Origin of the sequence: Luteibacter sp. W1I16, assembly GCF_050434905.1 — a bacterium.
Classification (GTDB): Bacteria; Pseudomonadota; Gammaproteobacteria; order Xanthomonadales; family Rhodanobacteraceae; genus Luteibacter.
Window position 1 is genome coordinate 518189 of record NZ_JBNDJJ010000001.1, and the last position, 13861, is coordinate 532049.

Annotated in this window: 14 protein-coding genes and 1 other RNA gene; 5 read left to right on the forward strand and 10 right to left on the reverse strand. The window is 63.6% G+C overall.

What is annotated here, in order from left to right:
* Window positions 1-58 precede the first annotated feature (58 nt).
* On the forward strand, window positions 59-1678 hold the full coding sequence (locus QFZ41_RS02290) for an MASE1 domain-containing sensor histidine kinase (protein WP_429197275.1): 1620 nt from the start codon (window positions 59-61) through the stop codon (window positions 1676-1678).
* A 445-nt stretch (window positions 1679-2123) separates the two neighbouring features.
* Here the strand turns inward: QFZ41_RS02290 and fur are convergent, their stop codons facing one another.
* Entirely contained in the window at window positions 2124-2537 is a 414-nt protein-coding gene (fur, locus tag QFZ41_RS02295) for a ferric iron uptake transcriptional regulator (protein WP_306847561.1), read from the reverse strand.
* A 72-nt stretch (window positions 2538-2609) separates the two neighbouring features.
* Here fur and QFZ41_RS02300 point away from each other — a divergent pair, with 72 nt between their 5' ends.
* A complete protein-coding gene (locus QFZ41_RS02300; RefSeq protein ID WP_306847563.1) occupies window positions 2610-3092 on the forward strand; it encodes an outer membrane protein assembly factor BamE in 483 nt (160 codons plus the stop codon).
* 9 nt (window positions 3093-3101) lie between these two features.
* Here the strand turns inward: QFZ41_RS02300 and QFZ41_RS02305 are convergent, their stop codons facing one another.
* Both QFZ41_RS02305 and QFZ41_RS02310 read right to left on the reverse strand, forming a co-directional pair.
* Entirely contained in the window at window positions 3102-3383 is a 282-nt protein-coding gene (locus QFZ41_RS02305; RefSeq protein ID WP_429197276.1) for an RnfH family protein, read from the reverse strand.
* Window positions 3376-3804 carry a type II toxin-antitoxin system RatA family toxin gene (locus QFZ41_RS02310; protein WP_429200167.1) on the reverse strand — a complete coding sequence of 143 codons (429 nt, stop codon included), beginning with the start codon at window positions 3802-3804 and terminating at the stop codon, window positions 3376-3378. The genes QFZ41_RS02305 and QFZ41_RS02310 overlap by 8 nt, the downstream gene beginning before the upstream one ends.
* 79 nt (window positions 3805-3883) lie before the next feature.
* On the opposite strand from QFZ41_RS02310, the gene smpB reads away from it, so the two are divergent.
* The 3 genes from smpB (at window position 3884) to QFZ41_RS02325 (ending at window position 5929) form a co-directional block, all read left to right on the forward strand.
* Window positions 3884-4384: an SsrA-binding protein SmpB gene (gene smpB / locus QFZ41_RS02315; RefSeq protein ID WP_306847568.1), complete on the forward strand. Its 501-nt coding sequence runs from the start codon at window positions 3884-3886 to the stop codon at window positions 4382-4384.
* 81 nt (window positions 4385-4465) lie between these two features.
* Window positions 4466-4858, forward strand: a transfer-messenger RNA (tmRNA) gene (ssrA, locus tag QFZ41_RS02320).
* Window positions 4859-4963: 105 nt separating this feature from the next.
* Window positions 4964-5929: a hypothetical protein gene (locus QFZ41_RS02325; RefSeq protein ID WP_429197277.1), complete on the forward strand. Its 966-nt coding sequence runs from the start codon at window positions 4964-4966 to the stop codon at window positions 5927-5929.
* Window positions 5930-6384: 455 nt separating this feature from the next.
* Here the strand turns inward: QFZ41_RS02325 and QFZ41_RS02330 are convergent, their stop codons facing one another.
* The 7 genes from QFZ41_RS02330 to QFZ41_RS02360 form a co-directional block, all read right to left on the reverse strand.
* Complete coding sequence (locus tag QFZ41_RS02330) at window positions 6385-6789, reverse strand: hypothetical protein (RefSeq protein ID WP_429197278.1); 405 nt, start codon at window positions 6787-6789, stop codon at window positions 6385-6387.
* Window positions 6790-6893: 104 nt separating this feature from the next.
* Window positions 6894-7184, reverse strand: coding sequence for a hypothetical protein (locus tag QFZ41_RS02335; protein WP_429197279.1), 291 nt, complete (start codon window positions 7182-7184; stop codon window positions 6894-6896).
* 105 nt (window positions 7185-7289) lie between these two features.
* Window positions 7290-7565 carry a hypothetical protein gene (locus tag QFZ41_RS02340; RefSeq protein WP_429197280.1) on the reverse strand — a complete coding sequence of 92 codons (276 nt, stop codon included), beginning with the start codon at window positions 7563-7565 and terminating at the stop codon, window positions 7290-7292.
* 111 nt (window positions 7566-7676) lie between these two features.
* Window positions 7677-9386, reverse strand: a complete 1710-nt coding sequence (locus tag QFZ41_RS02345) for a thiamine pyrophosphate-dependent enzyme (protein WP_429197281.1) — start codon at window positions 9384-9386, stop codon at window positions 7677-7679.
* The gene (locus QFZ41_RS02350) at window positions 9383-10915 is read right to left on the reverse strand and encodes a TolC family protein (RefSeq protein WP_429197282.1); all 1533 of its coding nucleotides are present in this window, start codon (window positions 10913-10915) and stop codon (window positions 9383-9385) included. Before QFZ41_RS02350 ends, QFZ41_RS02345 begins: the two co-directional genes overlap by 4 nt.
* Window positions 10896-12836 carry an FUSC family protein gene (locus tag QFZ41_RS02355; protein ID WP_429197283.1) on the reverse strand — a complete coding sequence of 647 codons (1941 nt, stop codon included), beginning with the start codon at window positions 12834-12836 and terminating at the stop codon, window positions 10896-10898. Before QFZ41_RS02355 ends, QFZ41_RS02350 begins: the two co-directional genes overlap by 20 nt.
* Window positions 12826-13860 carry an HlyD family efflux transporter periplasmic adaptor subunit gene (locus QFZ41_RS02360; RefSeq protein ID WP_429197284.1) on the reverse strand — a complete coding sequence of 345 codons (1035 nt, stop codon included), beginning with the start codon at window positions 13858-13860 and terminating at the stop codon, window positions 12826-12828. The genes QFZ41_RS02355 and QFZ41_RS02360 overlap by 11 nt, the downstream gene beginning before the upstream one ends.
* Window position 13861: the final 1 nt, after the last annotated feature.

Consider the following 13861-nt stretch of genomic DNA (forward strand, 5'->3'; position numbering starts at 1 on the left):
CGTGCGTATGGCTATCGCCGCCGCCGGCCTTGCGCATTCGCCGTGTAACATCCCGCCAATGCGACTACACGGACTTTCACGCTTCGCCGGCCCCCTCTTCGCGCTCGCCTACGCCGCGGCGTGGGTGATGCTGTGGCCGACCGAGCAGCCCTACTGGGTGCTGCCGTTCGGCCTGCGCTTCGGCGCGCTGCTGCTGATGCGCACGCGCCATTGGTTCTGGATCCTCGGGGCCGAGATCGCCGCCAGCGCCTTTTGCGAATGGCGTAGCGGCCTGCCGATCGGCGGCGCTGGCTTCGTCCTGGGCGATGCTCCCGAGCCCTTGATGGTCGCGGCGTGCCTCTGGTTGCTGCGCCGCGCCCACCTGCACGCCAGCCTCAATACGCCGGAAGACGTCGCCCGCCTGCTGCTTTCCGCGATGGTCACGGCTACCGTGGCCACCGCGGGCAACGCCGCGATGATGGCCTCGATGCATCCCGCCGCCCCTGTGGAGATGCTGGGCACCACCTTCGGCAGCGACCTGCTCGGCAACTACCTGGGCGTGCTGCTGGTGGTGCCGGTGATGATCCTGGCCTTCCGCGAGCGCCCCACCCGGGCGGCGATGGGCGAACTGCTGCTCGACGGCCTGCTGGTGATGCTGCCCTCGCTGGCCATCCTGATCACGCTCGCCGAATATTCACCGCAGCCGCAGTTCGCCCGCGTGCTCTCCCTGGCGCCGGTGTTGTTCTTCGCGTTCCGCCACGGCTGGCGCGGCGCCGGCCTGGCCATGCTGATCACCAGCGTGGGGCTGAACGTGACCGAGGACATGATCGGCCGCGGAGCGCCGACGGCGGCCGCCCACCTGTTCCTCGCGGTGGCCGGAACGGGCACCTTGATGCTCGGTGCGGCGACCGATGCGCTGCGCCGCAGCAGCGAGCGAGTTGCGCAGCAGAACACCCACCTGGCCGCGGCCAACCAGCGCCTGGACCAACTGGCCAGGCAGCTCAGGGACGCCGCGCGAGGCAACCTCCAGGCGGAGGAGAACCTGCGCCGGCACATGGCCGCGGAGTTGCACGACGAACTGGGCCAGAACCTCACCGCGATCCAGACCCACCTGAAGCTGGCCCAGACCCGCCTCGGCAGCGCCGGCCTGGAAGACATCGGCATGTCGATCAACGGCATCCTCGGCCACATGCGCCGGGCCCTGCACAAGATGCTGGACAGCCTGCGCCCCTCGGTCCTGGACGAGTTCGGCCTGCTGCGCGCGCTGGACGAAGGTCCGGTGCGCGACATGCTTACCGCCGCGGGCATCCACTACATGACCGATCTGAGGGGCGACCCCCGCCTGCTCGACGACGACACCCTTACGGCCATCTATCGTGTCGTCCAGGAGAGCGCGACCAACGTGGTGCGGCACTCGGGCGCCCGTGAGATGAAGTTGCGCCTGCGCATCGGCCTGCGCGACAGCGGACCCGTGGCGATCCTCGACATCCGCGACGACGGGACCGGCCTGCCCTCGACGCCACGTCCCGTGCGCACCGATGGCGGCGGCCGTGGATTGCAGGGAATGAGCGACCGGATCACCGCCCTCGGGGGCCTCTTTCGCATCCGCCCGGAGCCCGTAGGACTTCACCTCCGCGTGCTGCTTCGCAGCACAAGTATCGGAAGCAACATAGGAAATTTTCCGATACCGGGTGGGTGAACGGTTCGTTACGATCCCATTATCGATGTGGGGGAGCCGCCGTCGAGAGACGGTGAGCCCAGGTCGGTCGTGGGGACGATCGACCTGATGAGGCGACAGGATGTCAGCCTCGCCGGTGCGACATGGAGATCGGGATCCAGCGAGCAACTCGCGATCCACGAACCTTGAAGACACCGGATCAAGCCGTCGGTGGACAGGAGTCCACCGGCGGCGTTTTTTTGGGCCCGGTGGGAGCCGACCTTCGAAAACCTGGTGGGAGCCGACCTTGTCGGCGATGGGTGCTTGCCTCGAACTGGCCCGCTGCCGCGGGATCGCCGACAAGGTCGGCTCCCACCAGAGCATCTTCCCCGGATGACTCGCTCGCGGACTTCCGCCAAGCCGGACTTCCGCCAAGAACCAAAAAAAAAAGGCCCCGCAGGGCCTTATTCCGTTCCGGCAGCTGGAATCAGCGCTTTTTCTTGGGCCGGACGTACAGGACCAGGCTGTGGTCCTCGATGACGTAGCCATGGCGCTCGGCGATCTCGTGCTGGAGGCGCTCGATCTCCTCGCTGATGAACTCGATCACTTTTCCGCTGTCCACGTCGATCATGTGGTCGTGATGCTTGCCGCGGTCCAGCTCGTACACCGCCTGCCCGCCCTCGAAGTTGTGCTTCATGACGATGCCGGCAGCTTCGAACTGGGTCAGGACACGGTACACCGTGGCAAGCCCGATGTCCTCCTGGTGCGCAAGCAGGCGCTTGTAGATGTCTTCGGCCGTGAGGTGGCGTTCCTCCGCCTCTTCGAAGATCTGCAGGATCCGCATGCGCGGATGCGTGACTTTAAGGCCCGCCTTGCGGAGCTCTTTGGTTTCCTGGTCCATGTCAGACCCCTCGCGGTGCCGTAAGGCGCTTAGTGTATCATCACAGGCTTCACGATCCGGACGTTACTACGCATGCATAAGCTCATCCGCACGCTGGGTTTGGCCATGATGGCGACCGCCATCGCGGGCTGTGGCCTGCTCTATACCCCCGACGTGCAGCAGGGCAACCTGCTCGACAAGAAAAACGTCGACCAGCTGCAGCCCGGCATGACCAAGCGCCAGGTCCTCGTCCTTCTGGGCACCCCCTCGGTCATCTCGCCGTTCGACCAGGACCGCTGGGACTACGTCTCGACGTTCTCGCACCGTGGCCGTCCGATGACGACCCGCACGCTGACCCTGTCCTTCAACAACGACACGCTGGTGCGTACCGAGGGTGATTTCTTCTCCCAGGATGCCCAGCAGCTGCTGAAGGATTCGGAGAAGTACAAGGCCAATCCGACCGGCGGTGCCGACGGCGACAAGAACACCGATGGCAAGAAGGAATCCAGCGACGGCGGCTTCGGTGTCGGCGTCAACGGCTCGTCCGACGACAGCCCGGCCAGCAAGCGGCAGTAAGGGCTCGGCTCAGGTGCCGCCGCGCATCGCGCGGCGCCTCCTGGCTTCCATCGGGTCGAGGGTCAGTGGCCGGTAGAGTTCCACGCGGTCGCCCTCTTCCAGCACCTGTCCGGGGGGCACTTTCTTCGCGTAGATGCCGAGCCGGGACGGGTCCGGCGCCACTCCCTCTGGCAGTTCCGCCCTGGCCCGTTCCACGGCCTCCCAGGCGGTCGTCCCCGACGGCACGCGCAGGGCGAGCACCACCTGCCCTTCGGGCCCGGCGTAGGCGACCTCGACGGCGATCTCAGCCATACTGCCGGCGCGCCTCGTCGCAGAAGTCGTCGACCATCCGGTTCGCCAGTTGCTGGAAACCCATCTTCAGCACGCCCCCGCCCAGGCCGGCGTAGTCGAAATCGAGGGCGAGCGCGATCTTGCAGCCGACGTCGCCCAGGGCCTGGAAGGTAAAGACGCCATCGAGCGAGCGGAACGGCCCCTCCACGAATTTCATGGACAGGCGCTCCGGCCGCTCCATGGTGTTCCGGGTGGTGAAATGCTGCTTCATGCCGGCGAACTTGAGATCCAGCCGGGCCACCAGCACATTGTCGTCCCGCTCCACCACGGTAGCGGCGTCACACCAGCCGAAGCGCTTTGGGTATGCTTCCACATCGTTGACCAGGTCGAACATCTGCGCGGGCGTGAACGGCACGATCGCACTGCGGCGGATTTCAATCACGTGAAGACCTCGTCTTATTCGCCGGCTCATGGACCCGCCGGACTTGTATCAGGGATCCGATAGACCGATTTTAGCGGACATGGCAAAAGCGAAACCGAAGGACACGGAAAAGGAAGGCCGCGGCACGATCGCGCTGAACAAGCGCGCGCGCCACGAATATCACATCGACCAGCGCTTCGAAGCCGGGATGGAACTGCAGGGCTGGGAACTCAAGTCCCTGCGTGCCGGCCGGATCAACTTCGGCGAGGGCTGCTACGCGATCATCCAGCACGGCGAGGTCTTCCTCGTCGGCGCCCAGATCCCGCCGCTGATCAGCGCCTCCACCCACGTGGTGGCGAACGACCGGCGCACGCGCAAGCTGCTGCTCCACCGCGAGGAGATCGACCGCCTGATCGGCGCCGTCGAGCGCAAGGGCTACACCCTGGTCCCCACCGCCATGTACTGGAAGAACAACAAGGTGAAGTGCGAGATCGGCCTGGCCAAGGGCAAGCAGGAGCACGACAAGCGCAACACCGACAAGGAACGCGAGTGGGCGATCGACAAGCAGCGCGTGATGCGCTCGCACAACAAGATGGGCTGACCTGAACGGCCGGGCGGCGCCCATTGTGGGTGCCCCTCCCCGCCCATATACTGCTGGGTGTAGTCACATTACGTTTTCCCCGGGGGTGTACTGGTTTCGACGGGGGTAGTGCGATCTACTGGTGCATGCCGAGGGGGCAGCTTTCCTCGTTAAACCAGCCGCAAAACATATAGTTGCCAATGACAACTACTACGGTGACAACTCGGTGGCTCTCGCCGCCTAAGCTGTCCGGCCCCTAAAAAAGGCCAAACCCCCGAACCGATCTTGTGCTCATGCTCGTCGGTGTAGGGTCACTATCATGAGACCGCCGAAAGACCCTCCGTCTGTGGGTCTGACGCTAGATCAATCAGACATGTCCGCCGGTGCGCTTAGCACGCCGTGCTGTCGGCGGACGAGACTTAACGGTGAGCTAAGCATGTAGATCTGGAGATTAAACGCCTTCGGACGCGGGTTCGACTCCCGCCACCTCCACCAATCGACGCTCGGGCCAAGACTTAACCTCTTGGCCCGTTTGCGTTTTTGGGGTTCGATTTCGACCTGAAACGCCCATCCACGAGGTATCGTTCTGGGTATCGTTTTGTGCCGAAGCCCTATTTCATCCCACGTCCGTCGGGTCTGTATGTCCGCTTCCTGGTTCCCGGCCACGCCCGCTCGACCTGGGGCTCCCGCTTCATCCTGAGGTCCCTGGGCGCTCGCCGCGGCGACGAGGCCCGGCTGGCTGCGGCGCGGCTGGGCTATGCTCTGAATCAGTTCTTCAGCGGACTGCGAGCGATGGGGAAGAAAGGGAAGTCAGCCGACGCCGGCACCGACATGGCTTACGTCCATATTGATGGCCGTCGCATCCGGCGCCGGATCACCGACGACCCGGATCAGTGGACGGATCACGCGCGCTATCAGGTCGAAGAACGCTTGGATGGCAGTTGGGTGATCATCGCCGACGGTGTCCAGGAACTTGGGCAGCTCCACACCGAAGACGTGGAGGAGGTCGCAGGCATCTGGGGCCTCCACATCGCCGCGCGGTTCCTCGGCCAGCGGATCAAGAACCGGCAGTCCAAGCGGTTTGTGCCGATCCACCCCGCACTTCTGAAAGCCGGATTTCTGAACTACGTGGCTCAGGTGCGCGAAGAACTAGGGAGTGGCCCCCTGTTTCCGGGACTGGGCGCCAAGCCGGGCGACGCGATCAGTGACTGGTTCAACCGCACCTACCTACGCCAGCGGTGCCGCATTCAGGGCGAGGGCCAGGTGTTCCACTGCTTCCGGCACACCTTTTCCACCGCAGCGGACCGCCTGAACATCCCCGAAGGACGACTGGCGCGCATCACGGGACACAGCCAGGGCACCTCAGTGCTGCGGGGTCATTACATCGACGTGCCGACCCTGCCCGAGCGTGCAGCGACCGTGGCGCTGATCACGCACAGTGCGGTGACCCTTCAGCCCTACGAGCCGGAGGCCTTCACCAACTTTTTTGAGCGGATGAAACGAACGCGGCGCCGGGAAGAGGCAGTCAAGGAACGCGCGGCAAGAACACAAGCGAGATCCTTCTAGCGAACAAAGTGGGACTTTCCTCGACCCACTCCGCCGCGCACATACCTGCCGTCCCACGCTATTCGGTCGCCGATTGCCTGATCGTGGACTTGGCCGAGGTAGCCGCCTGGAAACACGCATGGACCGACACCTCGAACGCCTGGGGCCACCGGTCGCGCATTCGAAACGAGTTAGCCCTTCCCCCCCCTCGGCTCAATACCCGGTGGAAAGCCCGGTGTCGACGGATACCGGCGGCCATCTGGTCCTTGCTCCAACTGCCGCGCGATTGGCCGTTAGTCTCGGGCCACGATCCTGTCCAGGACGGCCAAGCCGGCCGCCTGCCATTGGTCGGCACCCTGGGAACCGAGCAATGAAGCGATCTTTTCTATGGATCTTCCGCGAGCGCGTAGTTTCGATGTCGCCGCCATCAGGCTTTCTGCCAGGTTCTTCCTTCACCTTGCGGAGCATGCCATCGTTCATCGACGCGCCTTCCGGTGTGCGGTCTGTCTGCGTCCCCGCCGGAGTGCCTGATGCACACGACCGGGCAGTTCCTCGGGCCACGGCGACACGCCCGGTGCGACGCAAGCGTCTGCTGCGTTATTAACCTCCTCGACGAGGTTACTAAGCTGACCGATGGCGGTCGTCGAACGATCGCGCAGCGCCAAAAATCGGATAGTGCTCCCCACCACTTCGACCCGCGCCAATACGCCTCTCGAAGCAGCGGCGATGCGCAGAAACCGCTCGCTCCAGGGTGGCGCCGGCGCACAACTCAACCGGGCCACCAATGCTTCGCCCTGCACGCCCGCCGTCTCAAAGCCGATTCGGTCCTGCGAGTCGAAGTCGATAAACAAGATCCGAAGCCTCTCCGGTGGGTCGCTCATATTCTCTCCTCGCAACGGAACCGCCCGTCAGCGTCCGGGTGTGGGCCAAATGACAGGCGCAAGACCAAAAACTTGGTCTGTTCCCTATCCCTCGCAGGAGTCCGTCACTTGCCTGCCCCTGCGGCCTTGTCTCTACCTGGCGCACATTTGGTATCCAGGCTCGCTCCGACGTCGACACCATCGAGCCTGACCCCGCGAAAAAAAGTGCCGCCAGCGGACATGGTGACGGCAGCAACCTTGGTGGCATGGATTGATGTCCAAGAACCATCGGCGTTCTTCTTGAACGCGCCGCAGTCCATGGACGCGGCAACCTCATGCGGTAACGCCTTGGGTCCGTCTTTTGCACTCATGGTCACGCCTTGCGAACTGGCCAGTGCGAATGCGATGAATAACATGATGATCTCCGATCTGTCTGAGCAATTTGACTGAAGAGGACTGCGCGCAGAAGCGATAGCGTTCTCACGCTTGCAAGGCATGCAACCGTCTACCGAGACTTCAGCTCACGAATGGCTGAAGCTATCGAGTTCGTCCGCAACCCGAAGCATGCTCGCCCCGTAGGACAGTTCCGGCTGGGACCCGACTGGACCGAGCGCCTCAACCAGATCGTTCGCTGCTCTGGCGACATTAGCGAAGCCGGCGACCTCTGCGCATCGAGCAATGAGAAGGGCCCGAAATCGCGCTTCGTCAAAGTCGTGACAGAGCGCAGCGGCACCCACCGCCGCGGCATCGCTGACCATGTGCGCCAACACCACCTGCTTCTCGTCGTTTCCTACCATGTTTGTGCCTGCCCCTGTTTTCATCGCCAGCGCAAGGCGGTCCCTTCATGGGCGCGAACCACAAGCGGGAGTCTTGCGGTTCGCGCCCTTCCGGCCTCCAGGTCGGGGACCCTAGAAGTTCTCTTGAATCATTTCAAACACATCACCACCCCGCCCGTGCAAAATCGCGCGCGCCGAGTAGATGCCCATGCCAATAACCGGTTTGAGCTGCGTGAACGGCGGCTTGACCAATTCCATGGGGGTGACCAGGACATGCAGCAGCGCCGGACCGGGCTGTGCAAGCCATTCGGTGACCGCCTCGTCCAGGACCGACGCGCTGCGCACTGTCCGCCCCCACAAGCCCATCGCGTTAGCGACCGACCCGAAATCCGGGTTCTTTAGGTGTGTGAAGGTATCGAGCATGCCTTCGGCCTTCTGTTCGATTTCGACAAATCCGAGCTTCCCGTTGTCGAACACGATGATCTTGACAGGCAAATCTTCTTGCACCGTGGTCATCAGTTCGCCAAACAGCATGGCAAGCCCCCCGTCTCCGCACATGGCAATGACCTGACGTCCAGGGTGCGACTTTTGTAAGCCCAATGCCGAGGCCAGGCCCGCTGCCATGGTCCCATGAAGCAGACTGCCGACAATGCGGCGCTCCGCCGTGGCGTGAATGAAGCGCAAAGCCCAAACCAGGGGCGTTCCATCATCCACGGTGAAAAGAGCATCGTCGGCCGCCAGCCGATCCAAGACGCTCGCCACATACGACCCAGGAATGGCGTCATGTGCTCCAGGTTTCGCATGCCCGCGCATCTCGGCCATCGTCTTGGAATAGCGGTTGACATATTCGTCGCGGAACACCGTGTCCTCCCGCTTGTTCAGATACGGGAGTAGCGCCTTCATGGTGGCCTTGACGTCGCCGACCGCGCCAAGCTTCACAGGGTGGCGCCGGCCCAAATGCATAGGGTCGATGTCGATCTGAACGATGTCGGCGTGGTCGGGATAGAACTGGCGCCACGCGAAGTCCGCGCCCAACAACAGCAACGTGTCGCAGTTCAATACGGCGCGGAAGCCCGCTTCGTTTCCCAGGATGCCCGTCATGCCGATGTTGTAGGGATTGCCGTGTTCCAGGAAGTCCTTGGCGCGCGAGGTGTGCGCGATGGGCGCCTTCAGACAATCGGCGACCGCCAGGATCTCGTCCAACGCGCCTTCGCAGCCCGACCCACCGTAGATGGCGATGCGGTTGCCCGCGTTGAGGATGGCCGCGATCTCCTGCAGTTCCTCTTCGTTTGGGTGGACCGTCGGATGGCTGACATGGACGCTGTAGGGCACATCGTCCGGTACGTCTGAGTTGGAAATATCCACCGGCACGATAAGCACGGCCACACCCCGTAGGGTCAATGCGGCTTGGCAGGCCAGAACCGTCTTCTTCCTAGCCTGGTCGGGCGTCAACACCATGTCGCAGTAGACCGAACAGCCATCGAAGACGCGGGTGAAATCCACCTCTTGAATGGAACTGAATCCGATGTCACTGCGCTGGATCTGGCTGGCAATCAGCACCACAGGGGCCCGGTTGCGGTTGGCCTCATAAAGGCCATTGATGAAATGCAGGCTGCCTGGGCCGCAGCTTCCGCCGCAGGCGGTCAAGCGTCCCGTGACCATGGCCTCCGCGCCAGCCGCGAAGGCGCCGGCTTCCTCGTGCCGCATCTGAATCCATTCGATGCCGCTGCCCTCGATATGTTCTGCGAGCAGATTCATCGTGTCGCCGACGATGCCGTAGCAATGTTTGATGCCAGCGGATTCCAGTGTTTCGACAATGATCTGCGCTGTCTTCTTGCTCATGGGGAGTCTCCTGGTGAACGGATATGGATGTCGGAGGCGACGTCATGTCGCACATTCGGGTCATCCGCTGGTTGCTTGCCGGCGCCGCCGGTCTCTGGCTCGTCCACCGCTATGGTCCCTGTAGCCAAGGCCAGTTGTGCGATGGCGACTTGTAGGTCTGCTCGGGCAGATTCCCGTGCAGCAATCGCCTCGGCGAGGGCGGCGGTGCCCCCTTCGATGTCTTGCACGGTCGAAAGTCCGCGCTTGAAACCGGCGAGCATTGCCTGATATGCCGCGTTTGATGCAGCGACATAGGCTTCGGCCTCCTCATGCTGCTGCGTGGCCGTCAGCAGCGCGGCGTTGGCACGCACGACTTCGGCTGAAATCTGATCTTTGACGGCATCCCGCTGGTCGAGTGCCGCCGAGACCTGGGAGTTGGCCATCGCCACGTTGTTCCGCCGTGTGCCGCCATCGACCAATGGCAGCTCGAAGGCGACCAGCAATGCACCACCCGGCCGGTTGACGGTGGCGTAGCGGCTCCCATCGCTGCTTACCGCCCCTGCGTTCTGGAAGGCCTGCGCAGTCATGGAGATGGTCGGGCGGTATGCCGCGCGTGCCGCGTCGAGCCGAGCTCCTGCCGCGCTCACCTGGTTGTCGGCGGCACGAAGGTCAGGACGGCGGCGAAGGGCATCGGCAACCAGAGACTGGATCGGCGCCAGTTGGGGGGCCGCCACATGCAGCGGCAGGTCATCGGCCAGCACGATGTCGAGGTCGGCCGGAAGCCCCACCGTGCTGATCAAGACGGCATTCGCGGAACGGGCCGAGCCCTGGGCTCGCACCTGCGTGAGCCTGGCAGCGGCCACTTGGCGCTGCGCTTCGGCCACGGCAACCACCGTCGCCCGGCCAGCCTGGTGCTGTGCGATCACCGCCTCCTCAGTCGTTCGTGCCGCTTGGACGATGGCGGCTGAGGCGCGCACCGAGGCATTGGCCGACGCGAGAGCAAAGTAAGCCTGGCTGACGTCGAAGGCGAGCTTTTGTCTCGCGCCGATCACGTCGGCGTCGGCTGCCATGGCAGTCTGTCGCGCCTCTTCGACCCTGCCTTTTCGCCGACCAAAGTCAAACAGGAGCCATTTCATGCCAACACCGGGGATGAGTTCGCGCGTGTTCGATACGAAATAGCCCGCAGGCGAGACATTGGTGGGAATCGGCAACGGCGTGCGCTGAAATCCGCCCACCACGCTCAGCGAAACCTGTGGCCAATATGAACTCGTTGCGAGGTCGCGTGCGATGCTGGCCTGGTTCGCGGTCTCGCCTGCGCGTCGGATGGACGGGTTCTTGTTCTGGGCCAGCCGAAGGAGTTGCCCCAGCGAATAGGTTCTTGACGCACACAGTTGCGGGGTTTGCCCTGCGCACGCCCCGCTGTTCGGCGGCGGCTCACGCCATAACTTCGTTTCCTTGGCATTCACGGGATGGATCATTCCGACGAACAGGATGCTCAGCAGAGACCAGCTCCGTGGCACGCCGCCTCCACTAGAGATGCGGCGCCGCATGTCGCATCTCCTCGTGCAAGCGCGAGCGCGCGTCGGACGGACCGGCGGGTCCGGCATTGCGCACCGTCGGTAACGGGAGCCGCACGCCCGATTCAGCAGCTACGCATCCAGCCGCCGCATTCAACCAGGCTACTTCAATCCCTCGGGCTTCCCCGAGCGCATCGGCCTTGGCGTCGCGATCGCAGCGTGCGAGCACGAGCGCTGCGGCCGCCACTCGTTCGATGGCCTCGACCGTCCGTTGTGCCGCAGCTACGGCCGCGCGGACTGAGGCTGAGAACTTCCACTCGAACCACGACAGCGGTAGAAGCCGTTCAGCCGCCACCAAGGGCATGACCAGCGCCAGCGGACCAGGGGTTGCGTCGGCTGGTTTTGGAGCCAGCACATTTGCGGCCACGTGAAGCGCCGTGGTCAGCGCGCGGCGCATAAGGGTCGCGGTCGTCACTGGCCATAACGCGCTGAAGACGATGGACATCCAGAGGTTGCCGATGAAGATGCCCACCAGCCGATCGCGCAAGACCGTCAGGTCCGTGGGCGGACCATAGTCCTGGAGCACGCCTAGAAAAAAGGCAAACGCCATTTGCAGGCCGGCATATGCAATCCGCTCGCTGCTGCTGGCGACCCAGCCAAACACCATCGCCGCTGTAGCAATGAGCACCGCCAGTTGGCCGATGTCCGTCAGCAACGGGATGACAAATACGATGCAAAGGCCTGCCAGGAGTCCGCCCATAAGCGCGCCCAATAGCCGCAGCGTCAGCTTGTGCATCGTCTCACCGAGGCTGCTCAGAGCCACGAAAAAGCACGTGGTGACGGCAGTGCGGATTCCAGGCCAGACAAGCAGCGTGTAGGTCACATAGGCCGCGACAACGGCAACAGTCACCTTCAACGCAAACTGAACGTGCGCAGGATTGGTGAATGCATCCGGGATCCACCTCGGCCTGGGCGAAGGCGATCCGGATACCGACATCCCCGTCTCGCGTCGGGTGATCTGCTGGTCGAGCTGAAGCAGTGCATGCGCAAGCGCGGCCTCGGTTGGATCCATCCGCTCGGTAGCAAAATAGGGACGGGCGACGGGATCGCGGTCGCTGGCGGTCATCCATCGTCCGACGGATGCGCGAAGGCAGTTCGCAAACGCGAGGCGATAACCACTGCTGGTATCCTGGGGTGGTAGGCGCGTCAGCATGAGGATTTCTGCCAGCGTCGAGAGAACCTGTCGATCAGCCTGGTCGTAGGGCTTGAGCGACCTGTCCCAAGACTGCGCGCGAGGCAGCAGCGCCATGATCGCCGCCAGTGATTCCCCACATCGGCCCAGCGGCGCGCTTGCGCCCGCCTCGATTCGGCTCGCCAACTCATCGGTGAATTCCCGCGTTCGCTGGCGCAGCGCCACCACGGGACTCGTGCCCACGGCGAGGTTTATAACCACCGTGACTACCACTGGGATGGCCACAACCATCCAGAGCCATAGAACAAAGTGGGTCATCACTTCTGGCGAGGGAACGTCATCCAGGAGGGTTTGTGACAGCACAAGGACGAATGCGCCGAGAAAGACGATCGGCCCAAGCGCAAAGGTTCGAGCGACGAAGATACCGGTGAAGGTGCTTGCTGCAAGCAACACGATGCGGAGCGCAGGCTCCGACGCGTCGACGATATAAAAAAGCAGCGACAGCGCAACCGCCAAACTCGCCGCCGCAAGGCCACCCAACGCGGTGACAAGCGTGCCGGCGACTTCGTCCCGGCTGATCAGCAGCACCACATAGGCCATGTAAGCCGGTAGAGGCACTTGGAAGACCATCGCGAGCACGACGGTCAGGGAACAGGCCAACGCCATGCGCAGAACCGAACGAACCCGCCCCGCATTCGGCCTCAGCTCCAGGCGAAGAAACTCGTAGAAGCCAAGCGGCTGCCGGCTTGCTTCAGCGCCCATGATCCACCCGCACCGACGCCGTTGCACCCGTGCGCAGCATCGCGCCGGAGGCATGCTCTAAACGGATCCATACTGGAAATCGCTGGGCCACGATGACCCAGTTGAGGTTCCTGTCGACCGATGGCAGGCCCGGCCCGCTCGTTCCTTGCGGTTGCACCCCAGCGCCGAGGCTCTCCACACGGCCACGCATGGGCTGTCCCTCGTATCCCATTAGCCAGACGGTCGCCTGGTCGTCCATGTGGATACCCGGCAAATCCGTTTCCCGAAAGTCGGCAACCGCATACCAGCGGCCGGAGTCAATCAGGGTGAAGAGTGGGTGGCCCGCCGTGGCGAAGGTGCCTACGGCGATATTCAACCCAACCACCTGCCCGTCGAATGGCGCCAGCACCGTGGTCAGCCGGAGGTCGCGTGCGGCGAGTGCTTCGGCGGCCTGCGCCGCCTTCAGTTGAGCCAGCAAACTTGCCACATCCCCGATGGCCTCCTTCGCCTGACTGGCCTGCTGCACCGCGGTCGCCAACTGTGCCGCCGCTTCGCGCTCCTTGGCCTTGGCATCATCCACCTGTTGCGTGGTCACATACCCTGGCGGCAGCAAGGGCTCAAGGCGCGCCAATGTGCTCCTTGCCAACGTCAGTTGCGCAGCCGCACGGTCTACCTGACGGGCCGCTGCGTTTGCGCCCGATCCTTGCGAGGTCACTTGCCTGCCCGTCAAGTCAATTTCTGCCTGCAGCGCAGCGACCTGGGCCTGTGCTTGGGATAAGCGCAGTCGAAACGGCTCCGGATCGATGACCAGCAGCGGTTGGCCCTTGCGAACTGCGATATTGTTGGTGACGTGTAGCTCAACGATGCGGCCGCTGACTTCGGGTGCCATGCCCGCACTGAACGCAAAGAGATAGGCGTCATGCGTGCGCGGACGCGCATTGGTCACCAAAACGGTCGCGACAATGGACGCTGCCGCAAGGGCAAACGACAGGAACATCAGCAGCCGGCCGCGCGGCGTTGGTCCTGTATTGTCATGGGCATTCATC

Bases quoted from the DNA above. Each gene is read 5' to 3' on its own strand.
- QFZ41_RS02290 (WP_429197275.1), top strand. From the start codon at position 59: ATGCGACTACACGGACTTTCACGCTTCGCCGGCCCCCTCTTCGCGCTC.
- fur (WP_306847561.1), bottom strand. From the start codon at position 2,537: ATGGACCAGGAAACCAAAGAGCTCCGCAAGGCGGGCCTTAAAGTCACG.
- QFZ41_RS02300 (WP_306847563.1), top strand. From the start codon at position 2,610: ATGCATAAGCTCATCCGCACGCTGGGTTTGGCCATGATGGCGACCGCC.
- QFZ41_RS02305 (WP_429197276.1), bottom strand. From the start codon at position 3,383: ATGGCTGAGATCGCCGTCGAGGTCGCCTACGCCGGGCCCGAAGGGCAG.
- smpB (WP_306847568.1), top strand. From the start codon at position 3,884: ATGGCAAAAGCGAAACCGAAGGACACGGAAAAGGAAGGCCGCGGCACG.
- QFZ41_RS02330 (WP_429197278.1), bottom strand. From the start codon at position 6,789: ATGAGCGACCCACCGGAGAGGCTTCGGATCTTGTTTATCGACTTCGAC.
- QFZ41_RS02335 (WP_429197279.1), bottom strand. From the start codon at position 7,184: ATGTTATTCATCGCATTCGCACTGGCCAGTTCGCAAGGCGTGACCATG.
- QFZ41_RS02340 (WP_429197280.1), bottom strand. From the start codon at position 7,565: ATGGTAGGAAACGACGAGAAGCAGGTGGTGTTGGCGCACATGGTCAGC.
- QFZ41_RS02345 (WP_429197281.1), bottom strand. From the start codon at position 9,386: ATGAGCAAGAAGACAGCGCAGATCATTGTCGAAACACTGGAATCCGCT.
- QFZ41_RS02350 (WP_429197282.1), bottom strand. From the start codon at position 10,915: ATGCGGCGCCGCATCTCTAGTGGAGGCGGCGTGCCACGGAGCTGGTCT.
- QFZ41_RS02355 (WP_429197283.1), bottom strand. From the start codon at position 12,836: ATGGGCGCTGAAGCAAGCCGGCAGCCGCTTGGCTTCTACGAGTTTCTT.
- QFZ41_RS02360 (WP_429197284.1), bottom strand. From the start codon at position 13,860: ATGAATGCCCATGACAATACAGGACCAACGCCGCGCGGCCGGCTGCTG.